This is a genomic window from Mesorhizobium hunchu (genome assembly GCF_040081975.1).
Lineage (GTDB): Bacteria > Pseudomonadota > Alphaproteobacteria > Rhizobiales > Rhizobiaceae > Mesorhizobium > Mesorhizobium hunchu.
Window position 1 is genome coordinate 132253 of record NZ_JBEBMG010000006.1, and the last position, 22893, is coordinate 155145.

At 66.1% G+C, this 22893-nt stretch carries 21 protein-coding genes and 1 riboswitch; of the genes, 12 read left to right on the forward strand and 9 right to left on the reverse strand.

Going from position 1 to position 22893, the window contains the following annotated elements; genetic code table 11:
• The first annotated feature begins 1 nt into the window (after window position 1).
• Entirely contained in the window at window positions 2-769 is a 768-nt protein-coding gene (locus tag ABMA46_RS12760; protein WP_348999829.1) for a cobalt-precorrin-6A reductase, read from the forward strand.
• Here the strand turns inward: ABMA46_RS12760 and ABMA46_RS12765 are convergent.
• From ABMA46_RS12765 to ABMA46_RS12805, 9 genes are all read right to left on the reverse strand, one after another.
• The gene (locus tag ABMA46_RS12765) at window positions 733-1497 is read right to left on the reverse strand and encodes a precorrin-3B C(17)-methyltransferase (protein WP_348999830.1); all 765 of its coding nucleotides are present in this window, start codon (window positions 1495-1497) and stop codon (window positions 733-735) included. The two genes, ABMA46_RS12760 and ABMA46_RS12765, sit on opposite strands and share 37 nt — an antisense overlap.
• Window positions 1494-2264, reverse strand: a complete 771-nt coding sequence (locus ABMA46_RS12770) for a precorrin-2 C(20)-methyltransferase (RefSeq protein ID WP_348999831.1) — start codon at window positions 2262-2264, stop codon at window positions 1494-1496. The genes ABMA46_RS12765 and ABMA46_RS12770 overlap by 4 nt, the downstream gene beginning before the upstream one ends.
• Window positions 2261-2893, reverse strand: coding sequence for a precorrin-8X methylmutase (locus ABMA46_RS12775; RefSeq protein ID WP_348999833.1), 633 nt, complete (start codon window positions 2891-2893; stop codon window positions 2261-2263). The genes ABMA46_RS12770 and ABMA46_RS12775 overlap by 4 nt, the downstream gene beginning before the upstream one ends.
• The gene (gene cobG, locus ABMA46_RS12780; protein WP_348999835.1) at window positions 2890-4299 is read right to left on the reverse strand and encodes a precorrin-3B synthase; all 1410 of its coding nucleotides are present in this window, start codon (window positions 4297-4299) and stop codon (window positions 2890-2892) included. Before cobG ends, ABMA46_RS12775 begins: the two co-directional genes overlap by 4 nt.
• A 44-nt stretch (window positions 4300-4343) precedes the next feature.
• Complete coding sequence (gene cobN / locus ABMA46_RS12785; RefSeq protein ID WP_348999837.1) at window positions 4344-8006, reverse strand: cobaltochelatase subunit CobN; 3663 nt, start codon at window positions 8004-8006, stop codon at window positions 4344-4346.
• Window positions 8007-8031: 25 nt separating this feature from the next.
• A complete protein-coding gene (cobW, locus tag ABMA46_RS12790; RefSeq protein ID WP_348999839.1) occupies window positions 8032-9069 on the reverse strand; it encodes a cobalamin biosynthesis protein CobW in 1038 nt (345 codons plus the stop codon).
• The gene (locus ABMA46_RS12795; RefSeq protein ID WP_425475736.1) at window positions 9066-9506 is read right to left on the reverse strand and encodes a DUF1636 family protein; all 441 of its coding nucleotides are present in this window, start codon (window positions 9504-9506) and stop codon (window positions 9066-9068) included. The genes cobW and ABMA46_RS12795 overlap by 4 nt, the downstream gene beginning before the upstream one ends.
• Before the next feature lie 37 nt (window positions 9507-9543).
• Window positions 9544-9740, reverse strand: a riboswitch (cobalamin riboswitch).
• An 84-nt stretch (window positions 9741-9824) separates the two neighbouring features.
• Window positions 9825-10718, reverse strand: coding sequence for a DUF930 domain-containing protein (locus ABMA46_RS12800; RefSeq protein ID WP_348999840.1), 894 nt, complete (start codon window positions 10716-10718; stop codon window positions 9825-9827).
• A gap of 89 nt (window positions 10719-10807) precedes the next feature.
• A complete protein-coding gene (locus tag ABMA46_RS12805) occupies window positions 10808-12031 on the reverse strand; it encodes a winged helix-turn-helix domain-containing protein (protein WP_348999842.1) in 1224 nt (407 codons plus the stop codon).
• Window positions 12032-12362: 331 nt separating this feature from the next.
• Between ABMA46_RS12805 and ABMA46_RS12810 the strand changes: the two genes are divergently transcribed.
• From ABMA46_RS12810 to ABMA46_RS12860, 11 genes are all read left to right on the forward strand, one after another.
• Window positions 12363-12728 carry an NADH-quinone oxidoreductase subunit A gene (locus ABMA46_RS12810; RefSeq protein WP_348999843.1) on the forward strand — a complete coding sequence of 122 codons (366 nt, stop codon included), beginning with the start codon at window positions 12363-12365 and terminating at the stop codon, window positions 12726-12728.
• Window positions 12719-13312 carry a NuoB/complex I 20 kDa subunit family protein gene (locus tag ABMA46_RS12815; protein ID WP_348999845.1) on the forward strand — a complete coding sequence of 198 codons (594 nt, stop codon included), beginning with the start codon at window positions 12719-12721 and terminating at the stop codon, window positions 13310-13312. Before ABMA46_RS12810 ends, ABMA46_RS12815 begins: the two co-directional genes overlap by 10 nt.
• A gap of 6 nt (window positions 13313-13318) precedes the next feature.
• A complete protein-coding gene (locus tag ABMA46_RS12820; RefSeq protein ID WP_348999847.1) occupies window positions 13319-13924 on the forward strand; it encodes an NADH-quinone oxidoreductase subunit C in 606 nt (201 codons plus the stop codon).
• Window positions 13925-13933: 9 nt separating this feature from the next.
• Window positions 13934-15124 carry an NADH-quinone oxidoreductase subunit D gene (locus ABMA46_RS12825; RefSeq protein WP_348999849.1) on the forward strand — a complete coding sequence of 397 codons (1191 nt, stop codon included), beginning with the start codon at window positions 13934-13936 and terminating at the stop codon, window positions 15122-15124.
• 2 nt (window positions 15125-15126) lie between these two features.
• On the forward strand, window positions 15127-16383 hold the full coding sequence (locus ABMA46_RS12830; RefSeq protein ID WP_348999850.1) for an NADH-quinone oxidoreductase subunit E: 1257 nt from the start codon (window positions 15127-15129) through the stop codon (window positions 16381-16383).
• A gap of 10 nt (window positions 16384-16393) precedes the next feature.
• Window positions 16394-17698: an NADH-quinone oxidoreductase subunit NuoF gene (nuoF, locus tag ABMA46_RS12835; RefSeq protein ID WP_348999852.1), complete on the forward strand. Its 1305-nt coding sequence runs from the start codon at window positions 16394-16396 to the stop codon at window positions 17696-17698.
• Window positions 17699-17703: 5 nt separating this feature from the next.
• On the forward strand, window positions 17704-18396 hold the full coding sequence (locus ABMA46_RS12840) for an NADH-quinone oxidoreductase subunit E (protein WP_348999853.1): 693 nt from the start codon (window positions 17704-17706) through the stop codon (window positions 18394-18396).
• A 112-nt stretch (window positions 18397-18508) separates the two neighbouring features.
• Window positions 18509-20593 carry an NADH-quinone oxidoreductase subunit NuoG gene (gene nuoG / locus ABMA46_RS12845; protein WP_348999854.1) on the forward strand — a complete coding sequence of 695 codons (2085 nt, stop codon included), beginning with the start codon at window positions 18509-18511 and terminating at the stop codon, window positions 20591-20593.
• Between the two features lie 2 nt (window positions 20594-20595).
• Window positions 20596-21642 carry an NADH-quinone oxidoreductase subunit NuoH gene (gene nuoH / locus ABMA46_RS12850; protein ID WP_348999856.1) on the forward strand — a complete coding sequence of 349 codons (1047 nt, stop codon included), beginning with the start codon at window positions 20596-20598 and terminating at the stop codon, window positions 21640-21642.
• Window positions 21642-22133: an NADH-quinone oxidoreductase subunit NuoI gene (nuoI, locus tag ABMA46_RS12855; RefSeq protein ID WP_348999857.1), complete on the forward strand. Its 492-nt coding sequence runs from the start codon at window positions 21642-21644 to the stop codon at window positions 22131-22133. Before nuoH ends, nuoI begins: the two co-directional genes overlap by 1 nt.
• Before the next feature lie 139 nt (window positions 22134-22272).
• Window positions 22273-22893, forward strand: coding sequence for an NADH-quinone oxidoreductase subunit J (locus tag ABMA46_RS12860; protein WP_348999858.1), 621 nt, complete (start codon window positions 22273-22275; stop codon window positions 22891-22893).

The window sequence follows — 22893 nt, forward strand, 5'->3', positions numbered from 1 at the left end:
CATGACCCACCAGATCCTGATATTGGGCGGAACGGCGGAGGCGCGGCAGATAGCTACGGCCCTTGCCGGGCGTGGAGATTGCGCGGTCACCCTGTCTCTTGCCGGACGAACGCAAAATCCCGCCGGGCAAGGCGTTCCGGTGCGGATCGGCGGCTTTGGCGGCGCAGGCGGACTGGCGGATTATCTTAGGCAATATGACGTAGAATTGCTGATCGACGCCACGCACCCCTACGCCGCGCGCATCTCCGCCAACGCGGCGGAGGCGGCGACGCGTGCCGGCGTGCCTATCCTCGCCCTGCGACGGCCCGGCTGGCAGCGGACGGAAGGCGACCGCTGGACGGAGGTCGCCGATGTCGACGCGGCAGTGACGACGCTCGGGGCCGCTCCGCGCCATGCCTTCCTCGCGCTCGGCCGGCAGGAGGTCCATGCGTTCGAGGCCGCGCCGCAGCACCGCTATGTCGTGCGCAGCGTCGATCCCGTCGAGCCGCCGCTCGCCTTGCCATATGTCGAGACGATCCTCGCGCGGGGACCGTTCGAGACGGCCGACGAACTGGCGCTGCTGGAGCGCCATCGCATCGACGCCGTCGTGTCGAAGAACAGCGGCGGTTCCGCGACCTACGGCAAGATCGTCGCCGCGCGGGCACTGGGCATCGAGGTGGTGATGGTGCGCCGCCCGCCGCTGCCCGGCGTCCCGTCCACGCCGACCGTCCACGAACTGGTCGCCATGATCGCTCATCGGCTGGGTCCCGTCGCGGATCGCGGCGTGTAGACCAGCGGCGGCTTTCCATCTCTGGGAATCGTGCGGGTTTCGGGCGAGCCGATGATGACGCAGGTCGCCATGTCGGCCATGTCCGCCCTTGCCTCGGCGAGAGGGACGATGCGGATGCGCTCGTCGGGCCGGCCTGCGGCGCGGCCGAAGATGACGGGCGTCGTGCCGGGCAGGACCGCCGACAGGCCTTCGAAGGCCCGCCCCAGTTGCCAGGGCCGGGATTTCGAGATCGGATTGTAGAGCGCGATGACGAAGCCGGCGCCGGCCGCCGCCAGCAGGCGCAACTCGATCAGGTCCCAGGGCTTGAGGTTGTCCGACAGGGAAACGGCGCAGAAATCATGTCCCAGCGGCGCGCCGATGCGCGCGGCGACGGCCAGCATGGCGGTGATGCCCGGTACCACGGTCAGGTCGATATCGCGCCATTCCGGCGGCCCGGCCTCGATCGCTTCGCAGACGGCGGCGGCCATCGCGAACACGCCTGCATCGCCGCCGGAAACGACCGCGACGCTCTCGCCTTTCATCGCCTTTTCGATGGCTTCCCTGGCGCGCGCCAGTTCCTCACGGTTGTCGGAGGCGATCGCCTGCTGGTCCGGGCGGAGATCCAGCCGGTCGATGTAAGGCTTATAACCGTAGAAGAAACGCGCCTCCGCTACGGCCCGGATAGCTTCCGGCGTGACCTGTCCGGCATTGCCGGGGCCGAGCCCGATGACGGCGAGCCGGCCGCTCACAGAACAGCTCCCGAGGCGGACGCTGAGCCCGGTCGGCCCAGCCAACCCGGCACCAGCACGATGGAGAAATAGGGCGCGCGGTCGTCAGCCTTGTCGGCGAGCCTCACCGATGCGCCGTTGGCCATCGTGCCGCGCTCGACATAGACGGCGCGCCCGATCCTGCCCGTCGCCTCCAGCGCGCGTCGTATCTTCGGCAGGTTGCGGCCGACCTTCATGATGACGGCCGCGTCGGTGTCCGAAAGCCGCCGGGTCAGTTCGTCTTCCGGCATGGTGCCAGGCAGCACGGTCAACACGTCGTCGCCCTGCACGATGGGATTGCCCGTCTGCGACCAGCAACCCGACATGGCGGTCACGCCGGGGACGACCTCGGTGGGGAAGCGATGGGCCAAGCGGACGTGCAGGTGCATGTAGGAGCCGTAGAAGAGCGGGTCGCCTTCGGAAAGAATGGCCACGCAGCGCCCGGCGTCGAGATGCGCGGCGACGCGCTCGGCGGATTCTTCATAGAAGGCGAGAATCTGTGCCTTGTAGTCGGCATGGTTCTTGTCGATTTCGACCGTCACCGGATAGTGCATCGGCAGTTCGATCACGCCGGGCTTCATGTGCGCGGCGACGATCGCGCGAGCATTGCCGTTGCCGTCGCGCTTGGCGAAATGGGCGACGACGTCCGCCTCGCTCAGCGCACGGACGGCTTTCAGGGTAAGAAGCTCGGGGTCGCCCGGTCCGGTGCCGACGCCGATCAGGCGGCCTTTGTTGGCTGGAGCGTTCACAGGCCCGGCCTCGCCAGTGCGTTGAGGGCGGCGGCCGTCATCGCCGAGCCGCCCAGGCGGCCGCGCACGATCGCCCACGGCACGCCGTAGGAATTCTCCGCCAGCGCATCCTTGGACTCGGCCGCGCCGACGAAGCCGACCGGCATACCGATGATGACCGCAGGTTTCGGTGCGCCGTCGCGCAGTTTTTCCAGAAGATAGAAAAGCGCCGTCGGCGCATTGCCGATGGCGACGACGGCGCCCTGCATGCGCTCGCCCCACAGGTCGATGGCGGCGGCCGAGCGTGTGTTGCCGATCCTGTCCGCGATCTCGGCGGTACGGGGGTCGCGCAGGGTGCAGACCACTTCGTTGCCGGCAGGCAGTCGGGCGCGCGTCACGCCATGCGCCACCATCGCGGCGTCGCAGAAGATCGGCGCGCCGCCCGCCAGCGCCTTGCGCGCGGCGGCGACGAAATCCGGCGAGAAGGCGAAGCTCCTGGCCGCCTCTACCTGCCCACAGGCATGGATCATGCGCACGGCGACATCCGCTTCGGTCTCCGAGAATCGCGACAGGTCGGCCTCGTCACGGATGATCGCAAAGGACCGTTCGTAGATCGCGTTGCCGTCGCGAATGTAGTCGTAGGCGATCATGTCGGTTCCCGGTGGCCTGCTTGTTCCGAAACTGCCTGCGCCAAACGCGAACGCCCCAGACGAGCGAGGCAGGCGGCCGCGGTTTCGCCCGAAGCGCGCTCTTTTGCAACAAGAGATGCGATCGCATCGAGCGCACTGGCGGCCCGTCGTTCCGGGACGTAGCCGAATGGCGCGCTTCCCGCCGTTCCACCGGCGACAAGCGCGACACCGTTTTCGCCACCGGTCAGCGTCAGCGCCGACGCGCCGGGATGGGCGCAGCCTTTCGCGCAGCCCGAGACATGCAGCGTGAACGAACCGTCGAGCATGTCGTCGTTCCGAGCTGCGATCGTCTCGGCAAGCGCGCGCGTCGCGATCCGGCCGGAGGCGCAGGCCGGCGCGCCGGGGCAGGCCGCGATCCGCAGGCGCCGGTCGTCGGCGGCGGTGACAAAGCTAAGCGTGGCGGCTTTCGCCTGGAGACTTGCGGCAGGTTCGGCTGAAAGGCCGGGCACAAGCAGCATCCGCCCCGGCGCCGGACGGATTTCGGTCGCTCCGAGATCGGCGGCGGCTTCGGCCAAGCCAGCAAGTTTCTCTGCCTGTATCGAGCCGAAGGGTAGGGCGACGCCGAGGCAGAGAGTGGAATCGGACAGGGGGAAGATGCCCGGCGACAGGAGCGACTTAGGCGCGGACGGTCGCGCACCCCCACCCCTAGCCCCTCCCCACAAGGGGGAGGGGGATTCGCTTGCCTCGTCGTTTTTCTCAGATGCCTGATCACTTGAATCGGGATGGCCATCGCAAGTTTCCCCTCCCCCCTGTGGGGAAGGGTCAGGGGTGGGGGGGCGCGGCGCCACGATTTCCCTCCCGCGACCCTGCAAGCCGAGGTCGGCGATGGCTTCCAGAATCCCGATTGTTCTTTCGCAAGCATCTGCTTCGGCAAACAGACCGACCGTCCGCGCCGTGGCTGCCGTGCCGCCGACCGCGAAATGCCAGGCTGTCCCTGCGTCCCGCTCGACAGCCGTCAGTCGCACATCCGCCAGAAGCCCGTCCATCGAGACGCGCCCGCCGCCGTCGACGATCACCGAGACCTTGGGGCCAAGCCGGCAGGACAGGGCGACCGTTTCGATCGCGGTGCGGATTGCTTCCGCGAGCGGTCGCGGGTCGGCCGTCTCCGCGGGGTCGAGACCGGCGAGCGGGCCGGTTTCGACGGGTACGCCGGTCCGCACCGCAATGCCCAGCGCGTCGACCTCCACGGCGAGGCTACGCGCGCTTGGCGGCGTCAGGCCGCGGATCTGGATCGAGCCGCGCTGGGTCACTTCCATAAGGCCGTTGCCGCTTCGCGCCGCCGCCTCGCAGAGCCCGACCAGCGCCTCGGTGCTCAAGCCTCCTGAAAGGGGATTGAGGCGCACGAGCAGGCCGTCGCCTGTCAGCATGGGCGCGGAAAGCGCCGGACAGACGCCACGTCGCGCAACGGCGTTCATTCGGCCGCCTCCGATGGCTTTTCGGAAGTATCCCCACCTCTAGCTCCTCCCTTCGAGGGGGAGGGGAAGCTACCGCGCCTTTCCTCCTCACTCTTGAAGGGAGGGGTTAGGGGTGGAGATGATTTCGCTGCCTGTCGCGCCTCCGCCTCCGCGATCAGCGCCGCCAGATCGTCGTCGATGGAGTTGCGCAGCGGATGCCAGAGGCCGCGCCGGCGCGCCGACAGGAAGCGCTCGGCGATCACTCCCGCGGCCGCCGGGTTTTCGCGCAGCAGGAAGGCGCGGACCTCGGCGTCGCCGACATAGGCGTCGTGGACCGCCTCGATCAGATTGCCGGGGATGGCGTGCGTGGTCTCTGCGAAGCCCACGAGGCGGTCCACCGTTTCGGCGAATTCCGATGCGCCGCGCGGTCCGTGGCGCATCTGGCCGTCGATGAACCGGCGGTTGACGGCGCGCGCCCGCACGACGCGGCCGACGGCTTCGGCGACGGAACGCGGCTTCGGCTTTTGCGGGTCGGTGGTGTCGAGCACGATGACGTCGGCCTTGCCGCCGAGCGCCGCCACCGCCGCCGAAAAGCCGCCGATGAAGGCGACATCGGCGGACCCTTCGAGAATGTCGCGGCCCGGATCGTCGCCGGTGTGGACGAGGAGGTCGGCTTCCGCGAGGCGGGAGGCGAAACCGTCCGGAACCGCTTCACCTTCACCCGCCGCGCCGCCATAGGCATGGGAGGCGGCGTCGAGATAGGCGCGGCCGAGGTCCTCGCGCCGCTCCCAGTCGCCGCTCGAAAGCAGGTTTTCCAGCCCCGCGCCGTAGGTGCCGGGCGACGAACCGAAGATGCGTGGCGCGACCTTGCCGGCGGCGCGGCGTTCTGCGGCAAGCGGGTTTTCGTCGTCGTCCTCGTCGCGATTTGCGACCGCGCGCGCAGCGGCGTCGATCAGCGCGATCTGCACCGGGAACATGTCCCTGAACAGGCCGGAGATGCGCCAGGTCACATCGATGCGCGGACGCCCCAACGCAGCCGGCGGCAATACCTCGATGCCGGTGACGCGGCCGGTCGCGGCGTCCCATTGCGGGCGGCAGCCCATCAGCGCCAGCCCTTGCGCGATCTCCTCGCCGCCGGTGCGCAGTGACGCCGAACCCCAGAGGTCGATGATCAACGCGCGCGGCCAGTCGCCATGCGCTTGCAGATACGAAGTCACGATCTCGTCGGCGGCGACCTTGCCGAGGTCGTAGGCGGTCGGCGTCGGCATGGTGCGCGGGTCGGCGGTGAAAAGGTTGCGGCCGGTCGGAAGAACGTCGGTACGGCCCCGCGCCGGCGCGCCGGACGGGCCGGCGGCGACGTGGCGGCCGTCGAGTGCGGCCAGCAGGCTCGTTTTCTCAGCTTCGGCGCTGGCCAGCCGCAGCGGATCGACTTCGCCTTCGGCTGGGCGGCCGTAGACGTGCAGCCCGTCCTTGATGGCGAAATCCTTCAGGTCGCACAGCCAGGCGTCGATGCGGCGCAGCGCCTCGTCCGGCGCGTCGGTTTTCGCCACGCCGGCATCGGCTGAAAGGCTGGTGGCCTCGGCCGCTTCGACAATCAGCCTGGCCAGCCGGTCGCGGCGGCGGCGGTCGAGGCCATCGGCTTGCGCGTATTCGTCCACCAGCCGCTCCAGCTTCTGCTGGTTTTCATCCAACCCGGCGGATGCGAGCGGCGGCGGCAGGTGGCCGAGCGTCACGGCGGATATGCGTCGCTTGGCCTGCGCGGCCTCGCCGGGGTTCGAGACGATGAAGGGATAGACGACCGGCAGCGAACCGGTGACGATCTCCGGAAAGCAGTTTTCGCTCAACGCCACGGTCTTGCCGGGCAGCCATTCCAGCGTGCCATGCGCGCCGACATGGACGATGGCGTGGACATCGATAGCCTTTTGCAACCACAGGCCGAAGGCGACGAGTTCGTGTCGGGGCGGCAATGTCGGGTCATGGTAGTCAGCGCGGCGATCTTCCGAACGGCCGCGATCCGGCGTCAGCGCGACGGTGACATTGCCGAAAGTGGCCGCCCGGACGGGGACCGTGCTTCCGGGGGCGGTCTGCCCGTAAGCGTCGCCGCCCATGTTGCCCCACGCTGTAGTCATGCTTTCTCGTGCGGCAACAGGCAGGTCGGAGAAATGACGCCGGTATTCCTCCTTGCCCAATCCGTCGTCGCCATGCTCCAGCGCGTCCAGAAGTTGGCGTGGCGATTCCGGAATGCCTTCAACGGCATAGCCTGCATCCCTCAGATCGTGCAGCATGGCGAGCACGCTGGAAGGGACGTCGAGCCCGACCGCGTAGCCGGTGCGGCCGGGGGCGCTCGGATAGTCGGGGATCAGGATCGCCACGCGGCGATCTCCCGCTGGCGTTTGCCGCAGCCGCAGGACATTGGCGATGCGTCTCGCGACCTGCTCGATGCGGTCCGGCTCCGGACGATTGGAAAGTGCGCGGAAGCCGAGTTCGGCATCCGCCTCGCCCTGTGCCTTGAAGGAGACCGCGCCGGCGAGGATACGTCCGTCCAGTTCCGGCAGCACGACGTGCATGGCGAGGTCCGCCGGCGCGAGGCCACGCTGGTTGGTTTCCCACGCATTACGCCGGGTCGTGGCGACGATCACCTGGAAGACAGGCACCCCGGCCCGGTCGAACAGGGTCTCGACGCCAGGCTCCGCGCTGGAAGCGAAGGCCGTGGCCGTGACGACGGCCGACGGCCGGAGGGACTTGAAGGCAGCCTCCACGAAGGCAAGCGATTCCTTGTCCTTCAGGCTGGAGACGAAGATCGGGACGGCCGTGATGCCTTTCGCCCGCAGCGCCGCCGTCAGCGCATCGATCGGCGCAGCATCAGCCGCCAGAAGCATCGAGCGATAGAAGAGGATGGGAACGACGGGGGTGGCTTTTGCCTCCATTTCGGCGTCGTGCACCCCCACCCCTAACCCCTCCCCGCAAGGGGGAGGGGGACTTTGCAGCGATGCCGCAATCCGGTCGCCCAGGCGATTTGCCGGATCGGCGGCGCCGGCGTCTCCCTCCCCCTTGCGGGGAGGGGACAGGGGTGGGGGTGAGCCATCGTGCGCGATCGATCTCCCTCCATGCGAAAGGTCCACCACGCCCATGCCCGGTTCGTAGTACCCGGCCTTCGGCACCTCGACCGGCCGGGCGGTATCGATGTCGCGCCCGGCAAGACCGGCCAGACGGCGAACCAGCGCGCGCATGTTGTCCGGTCCGCCGGCCCGGAAGTAGCCGAGCAGCGCGGCAAGCTCGTCCTGAGGCAGCGTCGAGGCCTCGGCCAGTCGCGGCTCTGCGTCGCGGTCCTCGCCCGGCAGCAGGGCGAGCTTGATTCCACGTTCGCGCGCCAGCGCGGACAGGCGGTCGCAGCCGTAGCGCCACCAGTCGTAGCCGCCGAGAAGGCGCACGAGGATGACCTTGGCGTGGCTGGCAACGCCGTCCATCCACAGATCCACCGACATGGGATGGCGCAGGTCGCGCAGGGCCGCGAGCCGCATCGACGGCAGCGCGCCGCGCTCTTCCTTCCAGGCAGAAGCCAGACCTGCCAGATCGCTGTCTGTGAAGGACAGCGCCAGAATGTCGGCCGGCTGCTGCCTCAAGTCGATCGGCTCGGCGATATCGTCGAGCGACGCCGAAGTGGTGGTCAGGATGTGCATGACCTGACTCTTCCGGCTTTTCCGTTCAGCCCGCCAGTATTTTTTCGATCGCCGGCCTGTCCAGGCCTTTCAGGCCGATCACCACCAGCTTCGAGCGGCGCTCGTCCCCGGCCGTCCAGGCCCGGTCGTAATAGTGGTTCACGCGCGGGCCGACCGCCTGCAGCAGAAGCCGCATCGGCTTGCCGCCGACCTCGACGAATCCCTTGACGCGCAGCACGTTCTCTTCTTCCGCCGCCTTCGCCACGCGGGCGGCAAGGTCCTGCGGGTCCGCCACCGTCGGAATCTCGACGACGAACGTATCGAAATCGTCGTGCTCGTGGTCGGCCATGCCGTCATGATGGCTCTTGCGGTTCTCGATGTCGTCCTCGACGGCGAGGCCGAGGCCGAGCAGCACCGAAGGGTCCACCTTGCCCTGGGTGGTCGGCACCACCTTGACGGCCCGCGCGACGTGCTCGTTCAAAAGGGCGTTGGCCTTGGCGGAGGCGTCCGCGTCCATCAGGTCGCTTTTCGACAGGATGATGAGGTCGGCGCAGCCGACCTGATCCTCGAAGACCTCCTCGATCGGATTATCATGGTCGAGTGCATCGTCGGCGGCGCGCTGGGCGGCGAGCGCATCCATGTCTGCGGCGACGCGGCCGTCCGCCAGCGCCGGCCCGTCCACCACCGCCACGACGCCGTCGACGGTGACGCGGCTCTTGACACTCGGCCACTGAAAGGCCTGCACCAGCGGCTTAGGCAAGGCGAGGCCGGAAGTCTCGATCAGGATGTGATCGACCTTCGGCGTGCGCGACAGGATCTGGTCCAGCGCCGGCACGAAGTCGTCGGCGACGGTGCAGCAGATACAGCCGTTGGCCAGCTCGACGATGTTCTCCTCCGGGCAGGTATCGACGCCGCAGCCTTTCAGGATCTCGCCGTCGACGCCGACGTCTCCGAACTCGTTGACGATGAGGGCCAGCCGCTTGTCGCCGGCGTTTTCAAGTATGTGGCGGATCAGCGTCGTCTTGCCGGCGCCGAGGAAGCCGGTGACGACGGTGCAGGGAACGCGGGAAGCGGAAGCGGTCATGGAATGTCCTTCAGCATGTCGAGGGGAGGGATGCGCGCGACAAGGCCGCGCTTGAGGCAATCGGGGCGGCCGCGCCAGGGGATCAGGCCGTCCGCGGATTCTGAAAGAAGCCGGGCGCCGGTCACGAGGTCGGCGCCGCTGGCGGTCGTCAAATCGCCGAAGATATAGCTCCAGCCACCCTTGCGCAGAAGCGCTGCCGAGAGCCGGCGCTTGCAGTTGCCGAGGCAGTCCACCGTGCGGACGGCAACGGTGCCGCCGGCGGCGCGGCGGGCGTCTCCCGCGAGAACGGTGCCGGCGCGCGGATGCGCGTCCGAGCCGCTTTCGTCGCGGCAGGTGGCGCAGACCACGATCGTAACGTCGGCACCGTTGGTCGCGCCATGCGATGGGTCGCCGGCTGCAACGTCGGTCAGGTCGGGGAAAACATCGTCGCGGTTCAAAATGCGGCTCCTTGTCCGGGACACCCGCCGGACGATCGGAATTCTGTGTTCGACGGCAGGTCTCCTGGCTCGCGGTTCTTCGCCGTGTCGCCGCCTTCCCGGATATCCAGTGGCCTTCGGCTTCGGCTCGTCGCTTACAGTTGCGGGGACAGCCGCGGATTCGGAAAATCTCCTACACCGCATTCCCTCTTAGCTTCTCCTTCTCGGGAGAAGACCGTCACGCGGGATTTAGGCTGCCGGCAAGGACACTGTCAATGACGGCGCGCGCTGCACGGTGTCGGTTTCCGGACAGGACGGTCCGCCGGGGACCACCGGCAGCTATCGGACCGGCAGTCCCCTCCGCTGCCATTCGTCGGGCGGGATCGGGTCGCCGACGCGGAAGGCGAAGGACAGAACTTTCGTGGCGTCGGCATCGACTTCGCAACGGTAGGCCAGGTCGCGCCATTTCCCGCCGACCCGAAAAGCCGCGCGCGGCACGTCGATGACGTTTCCATCCTTCAGCGGATAGGAGGGCAGCAGGTCCGCGAAATAGGGCGGATCGGCATGGGTGAGCTGTGCGCTGAGTTCGCTGACGCAAAGCGTGCCGCCCCGCGCGCTGCGCGGCATCCCCGCCATCGCCGTGACTGCAAGCGCGTCGCCGGTGGACGATCTCGAAAACAGCGATCTGACATTCTTCAGTTTTTTCGTCTTTCCTCTTTTCGGTGTCTCGGCTTTCTCCGCCTTCGGCTTGGCTTCGTCGTGTTTTGGCGGTGCCTGGGTGCTTCCGCCCGGCGAAGCCATGATCTCGGGGGCGGAGGCCTCCTGTCGCTTCGTTTCCTCCCGCCGGTCGGCTTCGGCGGCTCCGCCGGCTTCCGCGCTATCTCCCTGCAAGGATTTGCGAGGGCCGGTATCCTTTCGTCCATATTGCACGACCGGATTCAGGCGTGGGATAGGCTGGCTGGCAGGCGTTTGCTTCGGCGGCGTCTTGGCGGCCTCCGCTTGCTTTTTGGGTGGTTCCGGCGGTTTTTGCGGGGCAGGGGGAGCTTTCGGTTTTGGCTGCTCTATGGGAGGCGCAACGAGCTTGACTGCCACCGCGTCTTCTTTTTGCGGTGTCTCGAGTGAGTTCGGCAGCCCGAAGATCAGCAGCGCCGCGATGGCGGCATGCAGGCCGACGGAGACCGGCAAAGCCAGTCTCAGCGTTCGGTTCGGCTCCCTGGTTTCATCCTGCATCATCACCAGCGTGCAACGGCATGGCGGCGATATCATGCCGCTCGACAGTTTGCGGGTACAGGTCGCGGCCGCCGCTTGCAACCTGAGCGGTATCAGCCGCTGGCTGCGACGTCCGGCCCGGCCGCGGCCAGCAAAGCGGGTCCAAGGTCTCCCGCCGGGGTGATCTCCATGCGCTCCAGCCCGAGCCAGCCCTGGAGATGCTTCAGCTCTTCCGTCAGGTAGGCGGCGGTTTCCGGCGGTGCGCCGGACTCGGCGAACGCCGCGTGGACGCGCAGGACGCCGGTCGGGCGGTCGGCCTTCAGGTCGACGCGCGCGACGATCGTATCGCCGAGCAGGAACGGCAGCACATAATAGCCGAACTGGCGCTTTTCGGCGGGCGTGTAGATTTCGATGCGGTAGCGGAAACCGTAGAGCGTCTCCGCGCGGGTGCGTTCGAACACGACGGGGTCGAAGGGGGCGAGCAACGCGCGCGCCTCGATGCGGCGCGGCATGCGGGCGTCCTTGTAGAGCCAAGCCGGTCGGTTCCAGCCCTCGACGGTGACCGGAAGCAGCGCGCCTTCCTCCACCAGTTCCTCGATTCCTTTCTTGGTGTCGTCGGGCGAAAGGCGAAAATAGTCGCGCAGGTCCGCATAGGTGGCCACGCCGTGCGCGCGAGCAGATATGCGCAGAAGTTCGCGGTGCGCGTCTGCGGCGGACGGCTCGGGCAGATCGAGGACCGAGGCGGGCAGCGCGCGCTCCGGCAGGTCGTAGAACCGCTCGAAGCCGCGCCGCGAATGGGTAGTGATCAGCCCGGCCCAGAACAGCCACTCGAAGGCGTGCTTGGCGTCGCTCCAGCCCCACCAGCCGCCTTTGCCCTTATGGCCTTCGATATCGGATGCCGCAAGCGGGCCTCGGCTCCTGACCTCCTGCAGGATTTCGTCGATGAAAGTCTTCTTGTCCTCGGCCCAGACAGCGAGCCCTTTATATATCTCGCTTGCGTCGTTGGCGCGTGCCCGCCGCATGCGCCATTGCATGAGCGGCCAGAGCTCGAGCGGCAGCAGCGAAGCTTCGTGCGCCCAGTATTCGAACAGCAGCCGCTTGCGGCCGGCCATCGCACCGTCCAGCAAGGCCATCGGGTAGGAACCGAGCCGCGAATAAAGCGGCATGTAATGCGCGCGCACCACTGCCGACACGGAATCGATTTGGAACAGGCCGACCCGCGACAGCACGCGTTGCAGGTGCCGCCGGTCGATCGTTCCTGCCGGCGCGGGATCGGCGAAGCCCTGCGCCGCAAGCGCGATGCGGCGGGCCAGGGGCAGCGAAATCTTCTCTTTCATGAGTTCCGTTTCTGCTTCGTCAGGATGCCGCTGCGACACCCGATTCCAGCTACCCTAGCAAGGAAGCGGCGGTTTTGCTGTCAGGAGAAAAAGTGGAGTAAAAAGCGAAGGAAATCAAACAGGAGCGGATAAGGCCAGTTTTGCACCGGTTGCCCGCCAGAAGCCGATTTTGGCGAATGTTTGACTTGCTTCACAAGAACCGCTGCGCTAACCCTCGCCGCGTTGCAGCATATGGGCCGTTCAATCGGTTCAGCAGGCAAACTGTCACGCTTCCGCAATACGGTCCCGTGCTGTAAGTCTGGCCGGAAGGCCGCAAACGGAAAGTCGCAGCATGAACGCACTTCTCGGTTCGTATCTGCCGATCGTGATCTTCATCGGCGTGGCGCTGGTCGTCGGTCTGGCGCTGATCACCGCGCCCTACATCGTGGCCTATCGAAATCCCGATCCGGAAAAGCTTTCCGCCTATGAATGCGGCTTCAATTCGTTCGACGATGCCCGCATGAAATTCGACATCCGCTTCTATCTGGTGTCGATCCTGTTCATCATCTTCGATCTTGAGGTGGCGTTCCTGTTTCCGTGGGCCGTTTCCTTCTCGAAGATCGGCATGCTCGGCTTCTGGTCGATGATGGTTTTCCTCGGCGTGCTGACGATCGGCTTCGCCTATGAGTGGAAGAAGGGAGCGCTGGAATGGGATTGAGCGCCACTCCGGTGAGAAGCGGGGGCACGCTTGTCGCCCCGCAGCCCAAGGGTATCCTGGATCCGGCCACAGGCAAGCCGGTCGGCTCGACCGATCCGTTCTTCGCCGGCATCAACAATGAACTGGCCGACAAGGGCTTTCTCGTCACCTCGGCCGACGCGCTGATCACCTGGGCGCGCTCCGGCTCGCTGATGTTCATGACCTTCGGCCTGGCCTGCTGCGCCGTCGAGATGATCCATACGTCGATGCCGCGCTATGACTCGGAACGCTTCGGCGTCGCGCCGCGCGCCTCACCGCGCCAGTCGGACGTGATGATCGTCGCCGGCACGCTCACCAACAAGATGGCGCCGGCGCTGCGCAAGGTCTACGACCAGATGCCGGAGCCGCGCTACGTCATCTCGATGGGCTCGTGCGCCAATGGCGGCGGCTACTATCACTATTCCTATTCGGTGGTGCGCGGCTGCGACCGCATCGTGCCCGTCGACATCTACGTGCCCGGCTGCCCGCCGAGCGCCGAGGCGCTGCTCTACGGCATCCTTCTCCTGCAGAAGAAGATCCGCCGCACCGGCACGATCGAACGGTGACCTGACATGAGCGAAGCTCTCAGCGATCTTGCCGCCCACATCCGCGAAAAGCTCGGCGACACCGTGCTGGACAGCGTGCTCGCCTATGGCGAGTTGACGGTGGTCGTGGCGCCCGAAAGCGTGGTCGCCGCGGCGACCTTCCTGCGCGACGACGCGCGCTGCCGGTTCGTCTCCATCATCGATATTTCCGGCGCCGACTATCCGGCACGCGAAAAGCGCTTCGATGTGGCCTATCATCTGCTTTCGCCGAAGCAGAACCTTCGCATCCGCCTGAAGGTGTGGGCCGACGAGGAGACGATCGTCCCGTCCGTCACCGGTGTGTGGCCGGGCGCCGACTGGTACGAGCGCGAGACCTACGATCTCTACGGCGTGCTGTTCTCCGGCCACCCGGACCTGCGCCGTATCCTCACCGACTACGGCTTCGAGGGTCATCCGCTGCGCAAGGACTTCCCGCTGACGGGCTTCTACGAGGTCCGCTACGACGACGAGGCCAAGCGCGTGATCTACGAGCCGGTCGAGCTCAAGCAGGAATTCCGCAATTTCGACTTTCTGTCCCCGTGGGAAGGCACCGAATACGTGCTGCCGGGAGACGAGAAGGCGAAGGCGAACTGAGGCGCATCCATGGCCGAGACGTCTGTCCGCAACTTCAACATCAATTTCGGCCCGCAGCATCCGGCCGCGCACGGCGTGCTGCGCCTCGTGCTGGAACTGGATGGCGAGGTGGTCGACCGCGTCGATCCGCATATCGGGCTGCTGCACCGCGGCACCGAGAAGTTGATGGAGCACAAGACCTATCTGCAGGCCGTGCCCTATCTCGACCGCCTCGACTATTGCGCGCCGATGAACCAGGAGCATGCCTTCGCGCTTGCCGCCGAGCGGCTGCTCGGCATCGAGGTGCCGAAGCGCGGGCAGCTGATCCGGGTTCTCTATTCCGAGATCGGCCGCATCATGTCGCACATCTTGAACGTGACGACGCAGGCCATGGACGTCGGTGCGCTGACGCCGCCGCTGTGGGGCTTCGTCGATCGCGAGAAGCTGATGGTGTTCTACGAGCGGGCCTCGGGTTCGCGCATGCATGCGGCCTATTTCCGGCCGGGCGGCGTCCACCAGGACCTGCCTAAGCAGTTGATCGAGGACATCGGCCGCTGGATTGATCCGTTCCTGAAGAACCTCGACGATCTCGATGATCTCCTGACGCCCAACCGCATCTTCAAGCAGCGCAACGCCGATATCGGCGTGGTGTCGCTGGAAGACGCATGGGCCTGGGGTTTTTCCGGTGTCATGGTGCGCGGCTCAGGTGCCGCCTGGGACCTGCGCAAGTCGCAGCCCTACGAATGCTATGCCGAGATGGATTTCGACATTCCGGTCGGCAAGAACGGCGACTGCTACGACCGCTATCTCATCCGCATGGAGGAGATGCGCCAGTCGGCGAAGATCATGCGCCAGTGCATCGACCTTCTGCTTGGCAAGGAATCGACCGGTCCGGTCTCCAATCTCGACGGCAAGGTGGTGCCGCCCAAGCGCGGAGCCATGAAGCGCTCGATGGAATCGCTGATCCATCACTTCAAATTGTACACCGAAGGCTACCATGTGCCCGCCGGCGAAGTGTATGCAGCCGTGGAAGCGCCCAAGGGCGAGTTCGGCGTCTACCTCGTGTCGGACGGCACCAACAAGCCCTATCGCTGCAAGCTGCGCGCGCCGGGGTTCGCGCATCTTCAGGCCATGGATTTCCTGTGCCGCGGTCATCTTCTGGCTGACGTCACCGCCGTCCTCGGCTCCCTCGACATCGTCTTTGGTGAGGTCGATCGCTAATTATGTCCGTACGTCGTCTCGCAGAGCCAGCCGCCCAGCCAGCGTCCTTCGCCTTCAACAAGGCGAATACGGCGGCGGCCAGGAAGTGGATCGCCAAATATCCAAAGGGCCGGCAGCAGTCGGCGATCATCCCGCTGCTGATGCTGGCGCAGGAGCAGGAAGGCTGGGTCACCCAAAAGGCGATCGAAGCCGTCTGCGACATGCTCGAAATGCCCTATATCCGCGGGTTGGAGGTCGCGACCTTCTACACGCAGTACCAGCTCAAGCCCGTTGGCACGCGCGCCCATATCCAGGTCTGCGGCACCACGCCCTGCATGCTGCGCGGCGCCGGCGAACTGATGGATGTCTGCCGCTCGAAGATCCACCACGAGCAGTTCCATACCAATGCGGCGGGTACGTTGTCGTGGGAGGAGGTCGAGTGCCTCGGCGCCTGCGTCAACGCGCCGATGGTGATGGTGTTCAAGGACACCTACGAGGACCTGACGCCGGAGCGGCTGGAAGAGATCATCGACGCCTTCGAGGCGGGCAAGGGGAGCGACATCAAGCCCGGCCCGCAGATCGACCGTTTCTATTCCGCGCCGGAAGGCGGGTTTACGGCGCTGGCCGACGAGAAGGCGGTGCTGAAGTCCACGCGCGACAAAACGGGCAAGGCTGCCAAGGCGGCGGAAATCCCGCCGTCCAACGCCGCCAAGGCGGCAACGGACGCCCCCGAAACCGATCCGTCGCAGAAGGCGCCGAAGAAAAAGGCGCCGAAGGCGGCGCCCGCCGCCGAGACCGCTTCGCCGGCCCCGAAGTTCGACAAGAAGAAGGCTGATCTGGCCGAGCCGGCCGTCGAAGAGGTCAAGGGCAAGAAGCGCACCCGTCCGATCCCGCCGCAGGGGGCTGCGAGCGCCTACAAGGCGCCCGAGATGCTGAAGGGCGACCCGATCGGCGCGGCGGCGAAGAAGACGACCGCGAAGGCGGACAAACCGTCGCTCGATCACAAGGACCGGCCCAAGGGCATCGAGAAGCCGGCGGCGGTCGACGATCTCAAGCTGATCTCCGGCGTGGGGCCGAAGAACGAGGCGACCCTGCATTCGCTCGGCATCTATACCTTCGCGCAAGTCGCTTCGTGGAAGAAGGCCGAGCGCGCCTGGGTCGACGGTTACCTGAATTTCCACGGCCGCATCGAGCGCGAGGACTGGGTCAGGCAAGCCAAGGCACTCGCCAAGGGCGGGGTAGCCGAATACATCCGCGTCTTCGGCAAGAAGCCGGTCTGAGGAGTAGAACATGCTTCAGGACAAAGACCGCATCTTCACCAATATCTATGGCCGCTTCGACAAGTCGCTGCAGGGCGCCATGTCGCGCGGCATCTGGGACGACACCAAGGGCCTCATCGACAAGGGCCGTGACTGGATCATCAACGAGATGAAGGCGTCCGGGCTGCGCGGGCGCGGCGGTGCCGGCTTCCCCACTGGCCTGAAATGGTCGTTCATGCCCAAGCAGAGCGACGGCCGGCCGAGCTATCTCGTCGTCAACGCCGACGAGTCCGAGCCCGGCACCTGCAAGGATCGTGACATCATGCGCCATGACCCGCACACGCTGGTCGAGGGCTGCCTGGTGGCCGGCTTCGCGATGGGCGCGGTGGCGGCCTACATCTATGTGCGCGGCGAGTTCATTCGTGAGCGCTCGGCGCTGCAGCGTGCCATCGACGAAGCCTATGACGCGAAGCTGATCGGCAAGAACAACAAGAACGGCTACGACTTCGACATCTATGTCCACCATGGCGCCGGCGCCTATATCTGCGGCGAGGAGACGGCGCTGCTGGAAAGCCTGGAAGGCAAGAAGGGCCAGCCGCGCCTGAAGCCGCCGTTCCCGGCCAATGTCGGCCTCTACGGCTGCCCGACCACGGTCAACAATGTCGAGTCGATCGCCGTCGCGCCGACCATCCTGCGCCGCGGCGCCGCCTGGTTCTCGGCCATCGGCCGGCCGAACAACGTCGGCACGAAACTGTACATGCTGGTCGGCCACGTCAATACGCCCTGCGTCGTCGAAGAGGCGATGGGAACCACCTTCCGCGAGATCGTGGAGAAGCATGGCGGCGGCGTGCGCGGCGGCTGGGACAATCTGCTTGCCGTCATCCCCGGCGGCGCGTCCTGCCCGGTGGTCAAGGGCGAGGATATTCTCGACGCCCCGATGGATTTCGACGGCATGCGCGAGTTGAAGTCGTCCTTCGGCACGGCGGCGATGATCATCATGGACAAGTCCACCGACATCGTGAAGGCGATCGCGCGGCTGTCCTACTTCTTCAAGCACGAAAGCTGCGGCCAGTGCACGCCGTGCCGCGAGGGCACCGGCTGGATGTGGCGCGTCATGGAGCGGCTGGTGCGCGGCGAGGCGCAGAAGCGCGAGATCGACATGCTGCTCGACGTCACCAAGCAGATCGAAGGCCACACGATCTGCGCGCTGGGCGATGCGGCGGCCTGGCCGATCCAGGGCCTGATCCGCAACTTCCGCCCTGAGATCGAGAGGCGCATCGACGAGTTCACCCGCAATGCGCACCGGGCCGAGCCCGTGCTGGTGGCTGCGGAGTAGGCGCTTTGAGCAAGCGGGGCGAAATCGAGATGCCGAAGGAACTGGCCGGCGCGGCCAATCTGATGGCGCATCCGCTGGCCGGTGCGGCGGCCCTGTCGGCGCTCGGCGTCGGGCTGGCCAGCCAGGCTTTCGGCGCTTGGATGGGCGCCCTGACCGGCGCGGCGGAAATTTCGCAGAGGCTTTTTCAGCGGGTCGATGTCGCGCCGGACGGCGACGATGCCTTCATCGAGCATCCGAGGCATTCCGCGATCCGCGACGAAGCCGCTGAACGGCGGGCGCTGATCGACAAGACGAAGGCCCTGGCCGCGAGGAAGGCGGAGGCTTCGTCCGCGCGCGGGCTGGGCACGACGGCAGCCGCTGCGGACGGAAAGGTGCAGGCAGCGCGGGTTGCGGCCGTGGCGGGTACTGCCGCGACATCGGCTGCCGAAGTTCCTATGACCGCCGGCAATGGCCGCCAGCCGAAGACGCTCGCGCGTCCCGCTGCGCCCGACGACCTGAAGGCGATAGCGGGAATAGGACCGAAGCTGGAGCAGGTGCTGAACGGTCTCGGCGTATGGACCTATGACCAGATTTCGGCTTGGACGGCTGAGGAAGTTGCCTGGATGGAAGACCATCTCGGCTTTGCGGGACGCATCGGCCGGGACGGCTGGCAGGAGCAGGCGGCGACGCTTGCCGTTCATACCGGAACGGCGGGGTAGGGGCCGTGAGCATGAAACCGGACGCGATGCCGGGCACGGTGATGATCGACGGCGTGCAGGTCGGCGACCTGTTCAAGGCATATGAGGCGGCACAGGCCGCCGGAGACAGATGATGGCTAAGCTCAAGGTCGACGGGAAAGAGATCGAGGTACCCGACCACTACACGCTGCTGCAGGCGGCCGAGGCGGCCGGCGCGGAAGTGCCGCGCTTCTGCTTCCACGAGCGGCTGTCGATCGCCGGTAACTGCCGCATGTGTCTGGTCGAGGTAAAGGGCGGCCCGCCCAAGCCGCAGGCGTCCTGCGCCATGGGCGTGCGCGATTTGCGCCCCGGCCCGAACGGCGAGGCGCCCGAAATGTTCACCAACACGCCGATGGTGAAGAAGGCGCGCGAAGGGGTGATGGAGTTCCTGCTCATCAACCATCCGCTCGATTGCCCGATCTGCGACCAGGGCGGCGAGTGCGACCTACAGGACCAGGCGATGGCCTTCGGCGTCGATTCCTCGCGCTACAAGGAAAACAAGCGCGCGGTCGAGGACAAGTATATCGGCCCGCTGGTCAAGACGGTGATGAACCGCTGCATCCACTGCACGCGCTGCGTCCGCTTCACCACCGAGGTTGCCGGCATCTCCGAGCTTGGCCTGATCGGCCGCGGCGAGGATGCCGAGATCACCACCTATCTCGAACGCGCGATGACGTCAGAGTTGCAGGGCAACGTCGTCGACCTTTGCCCGGTCGGCGCGCTGACGTCGAAACCCTTTGCCTTCACGGCGCGGCCGTGGGAGCTGAACAAGACCGAATCCATCGACGTGATGGACGCGGTCGGCTCGTCGATCCGCGTGGATTCGCGCGGCCGTGAGGTGATGCGCATCATGCCGCGCGAGAACGACCAGGTGAACGAGGAGTGGATATCCGACAAGAGCCGCTTCATCTGGGACGGGCTGCGCACCCAGCGTCTCGACCGGCCCTATGTGCGCAAGGACGGCAGGCTCGTCGCCGCGTCATGGGGCGAAGCGTTCGCCGCCATCAAGGATGCCGTTGCCAAGACCTCGCCCGAGAAGATCGGCGCGATCGCCGGGGATCTCGCGGCGGTGGAGGAAATGTACGCTCTCAAGCTGCTGATGCAGTCGCTCGGCTCCGCCAATATCGACTGCCGGCAGGACGGCGCGGCGCTCGACCCAGCGCTTGGCCGCGGCAGCTACATCTTCAACCCGACCATCGAGGGCATCGAGGACGCCGATGCCGTCCTGATCATCGGCGCCAATCCGCGCTTCGAGGCGTCGGTGCTCAATACCCGCATCCGCAAGCGCTGGCGCGGCGACACCGTGCTGCCGGTCGGCGTCATCGGCGATGTCGGCGACCTGCGCTACGATTATGAACAGCTTGGCGCGGGAACCGAAACGCTGAAGGACCTCGCCGACGGCAACGGCAAGTTCTTCCAGACGTTGAAGAAAGCGTCAAAACCCCTTGTCATCGTGGGGCAGGGCGCGCTTGCCCGCGCTGATGGCGCAGCCGTTCTGGGCCTTGCCGCCAAGCTCGCCACGGCTGTTGGCGCCGTCACGCCCGATTGGAACGGTCTGGCCGTTCTGCACAACGCGGCTGCACGCGTCGGCGGCCTCGACATCGGTTTCGTGCCGGGCGAGGGCGGCAAGGACGTCGCCGGCATGCTGGGTGACAGCGAAGTTCTGTTCCTGCTCGGTGCCGACGAATTGGATATGGGCCAGACCGGTGGCGCTTTCGTCGTCTATATCGGCACACATGGCGATGCCGGCGCACACCGCGCCAACGTCATCCTGCCGGCATCGGCCTACACCGAGAAGTCCGGCACCTACGTCAACACGGAAGGCCGTGTGCAGATGACCAACCGCGCCGGCTTCGCGCCTGGCGAGGCCAAGGAAGACTGGGCGATCCTCAGGGCGCTGTCGGACGTGCTCGGCAGGAAGCTGCCGTTCGATTCGCTGGCGCAGCTTCGCGCCAGGCTCTATGGCGAGTATCCGCACCTGGCACGCATCGACCAGATCGCGCCCGGCAGTACGGACGACATTGCTCGCGCAGCCAAGCTCGGCGGCCGGCTGGGCAAGGGTGCGTTCACCTCGCCGGTGATCGATTTCTACCTCACCAACCCGATTGCGCGAGCCTCGGCCGTCATGGCCGAATGCTCGGCGCTGGCGAAAAACGGTTTCCAGCAGGCGGCAGAGTAGACATGGATTCCTTCTTCTCCTTCTACGTCCTGCCGGCGCTGATCATCCTGCTGAAGTCGGTCGTGCTGATCGTCGTCCTGCTCGTCATCATCGCCTTCCTGCTCTACGGCGACCGCAAGATCTGGGCGGCGGTGCAGTTGCGGCGCGGTCCGAACGTGGTTGGTCCCTTCGGCCTGCTGCAGTCCTTTGCGGACCTTTTGAAGTTCGTCTTCAAGGAGCCGATCATTCCGTCCGGCGCCAACAAGGGCGTGTTCCTGCTGGCGCCGCTGGTCTCCGCGGTGCTGGCGATCGCGGCATGGGCGGTCATCCCTGTCAACGACGGCTGGGCGGTTGCCAACATCAATGTCGGCATCCTCTACGTCTTCGCGATCTCCTCGCTGGAAGTCTATGGCGTCATCATGGGCGGTTGGGCGTCGAATTCGAAATACCCGTTCCTCGGCGCCCTGCGTTCGGCCGCGCAGATGGTGTCCTACGAGGTGTCCATCGGCTTCGTGATCGTGACCGTGCTCCTGTGCGTCGGCTCGCTCAACATGACCGACATCGTGCTGTCGCAGCAGGACGGGCTGGGCACTCATCTCGGCGTGCCGGTCAACACTTTCCTCGACTGGCACTGGCTCGGCCTGCTGCCGATGTTCGTGATTTTCATGATCTCGGCGCTGGCCGAGACCAACCGGCCGCCCTTCGATCTGGTGGAGGCCGAATCCGAGCTCGTTGCCGGTCACATGGTCGAATATTCCTCGACGCCGTTCCTGCTGTTCTTCCTCGGCGAATACGTCGCGGTGGTGCTGATGTGCGCGCTGACCACGATCCTGTTCCTCGGCGGCTGGCTGCCTCCGGTGGACGTCGCGCCCTTCACATGGGTTCCGGGCGTGATCTGGTTCGTGCTCAAGGTCTGCTTCGTCTTTTTCATCTTCTCCATGGCGAAGGCGGTATTGCCCCGCTATCGCTACGACCAGTTGATGCGGCTCGGCTGGAAGGTGTTCCTGCCGATCTCGCTGGCGATGGTCGTGCTCACCGCCGCTTTCCTCAAGATCACGGGACTTGCCTGATGGGTGCCCTCTCACAAGCCGCCAAGAGCCTGCTGCTCAAGGACATCGTCGGCGGATATCTGCTCGGCCTGCGCCAGTTCGTGGCGCCCAAGGAAACCATCAACTATCCGCACGAGAAGGGGCCGACTTCTCCGCGCTTCCGTGGCGAGCACGCGCTGCGCCGCTATCCGAACGGCGAGGAACGCTGCATCGCCTGCAAACTGTGCGAGGCGATCTGCCCGGCGCAGGCCATCACCATCGAGGCCGGCCCGCGCCGCAACGACGGCACGCGCCGCACCGTGCGCTACGACATCGACATGGTGAAGTGCATTTATTGCGGCTTCTGCCAGGAAGCCTGTCCGGTCGACGCGATCGTCGAGGGGCCGAATTTCGAGTTCGCGACGGAGACGCGCGAGGAACTCTACTACGACAAGGACAAGCTGCTGGCCAACGGTGACCGGTGGGAGCGCGAACTGGCGCGCAACATCGCACTGGACGCGCCTTACAGGTGAGACCGGCACTCCTCTCTCCATTCACGGGGAGAGACCGAAGACAGGAAACATGGACGTGCCGGCAAGGCTCGTCTAAGGAACACGCGATTTCGCGACCCGGAGGCGGGGCGGAGTCGGGAACAGGAACCCGGGGGAACCCATGCTCAACGGCCTAGAGGCGATCTTCTTCTATTTCTTCGCCTTCATCGCGGTGGCGTCGGCTTTCATGGTCATCGCCGCGCGCAATCCCGTCCATTCCGTGCTGTTCCTGATCCTCACCTTCTTCAATGCGGCGGGGCTGTTCTTGCTGACGGGCGCCGAGTTCCTGGCGATGATCCTGCTTGTCGTCTATGTCGGCGCGGTGATGGTGCTGTTCCTGTTCGTCGTCATGATGCTCGACGTGGATTTCGCCGAACTGAAGAGCGGCGCCCTGCAATACGCGCCGATCGGCGCGCTGGTGGGCATCATCCTTGCAATCGAGCTGATCGTCGTCCTCGGCGGCTATACTTTCGCGCCGCAGCTTGCCTCGACGGTGGCGCAACCGATCCCCGACCTGGCGGCACGGTCCAACACGGCTGCGCTCGGCGACGTGCTCTATACGGACTACCTCTATTACTTCCAGATCGCCGGCCTGGTGCTTCTGGTCGCGATGATCGGCGCGATCGTCTTGACGCTGCGCCACAAGCCGAACGTCAAGCGCCAGTCGATCGCCGAGCAGGTGGCGCGCACGCCGGCAACGGCCATCGAGATCAAGAAGGTCGAGACGGGGAAGGGCATCTGA

What these genes read in the sequence shown, in the direction of transcription:
- ABMA46_RS12760 (WP_348999829.1), top strand. Translation starts at nt 2, where the DNA reads ATGACCCACCAGATCCTGATATTGGGCGGAACGGCGGAGGCGCGGCAG.
- ABMA46_RS12775 (WP_348999833.1), bottom strand. Translation starts at nt 2,893, where the DNA reads ATGATCGCCTACGACTACATTCGCGACGGCAACGCGATCTACGAACGG.
- cobG (WP_348999835.1), bottom strand. Translation starts at nt 4,299, where the DNA reads ATGCTGACAGGCGACGGCCTGCTCGTGCGCCTCAATCCCCTTTCAGGA.
- cobN (WP_348999837.1), bottom strand. Translation starts at nt 8,006, where the DNA reads ATGCACATCCTGACCACCACTTCGGCGTCGCTCGACGATATCGCCGAG.
- cobW (WP_348999839.1), bottom strand. Translation starts at nt 9,069, where the DNA reads ATGACCGCTTCCGCTTCCCGCGTTCCCTGCACCGTCGTCACCGGCTTC.
- ABMA46_RS12800 (WP_348999840.1), bottom strand. Translation starts at nt 10,718, where the DNA reads ATGATGCAGGATGAAACCAGGGAGCCGAACCGAACGCTGAGACTGGCT.
- ABMA46_RS12805 (WP_348999842.1), bottom strand. Translation starts at nt 12,031, where the DNA reads ATGAAAGAGAAGATTTCGCTGCCCCTGGCCCGCCGCATCGCGCTTGCG.
- ABMA46_RS12810 (WP_348999843.1), top strand. Translation starts at nt 12,363, where the DNA reads ATGAACGCACTTCTCGGTTCGTATCTGCCGATCGTGATCTTCATCGGC.
- ABMA46_RS12815 (WP_348999845.1), top strand. Translation starts at nt 12,719, where the DNA reads ATGGGATTGAGCGCCACTCCGGTGAGAAGCGGGGGCACGCTTGTCGCC.
- ABMA46_RS12820 (WP_348999847.1), top strand. Translation starts at nt 13,319, where the DNA reads ATGAGCGAAGCTCTCAGCGATCTTGCCGCCCACATCCGCGAAAAGCTC.
- ABMA46_RS12825 (WP_348999849.1), top strand. Translation starts at nt 13,934, where the DNA reads ATGGCCGAGACGTCTGTCCGCAACTTCAACATCAATTTCGGCCCGCAG.
- ABMA46_RS12830 (WP_348999850.1), top strand. Translation starts at nt 15,127, where the DNA reads ATGTCCGTACGTCGTCTCGCAGAGCCAGCCGCCCAGCCAGCGTCCTTC.
- nuoF (WP_348999852.1), top strand. Translation starts at nt 16,394, where the DNA reads ATGCTTCAGGACAAAGACCGCATCTTCACCAATATCTATGGCCGCTTC.
- nuoG (WP_348999854.1), top strand. Translation starts at nt 18,509, where the DNA reads ATGGCTAAGCTCAAGGTCGACGGGAAAGAGATCGAGGTACCCGACCAC.
- nuoH (WP_348999856.1), top strand. Translation starts at nt 20,596, where the DNA reads ATGGATTCCTTCTTCTCCTTCTACGTCCTGCCGGCGCTGATCATCCTG.
- nuoI (WP_348999857.1), top strand. Translation starts at nt 21,642, where the DNA reads ATGGGTGCCCTCTCACAAGCCGCCAAGAGCCTGCTGCTCAAGGACATC.
- ABMA46_RS12860 (WP_348999858.1), top strand. Translation starts at nt 22,273, where the DNA reads ATGCTCAACGGCCTAGAGGCGATCTTCTTCTATTTCTTCGCCTTCATC.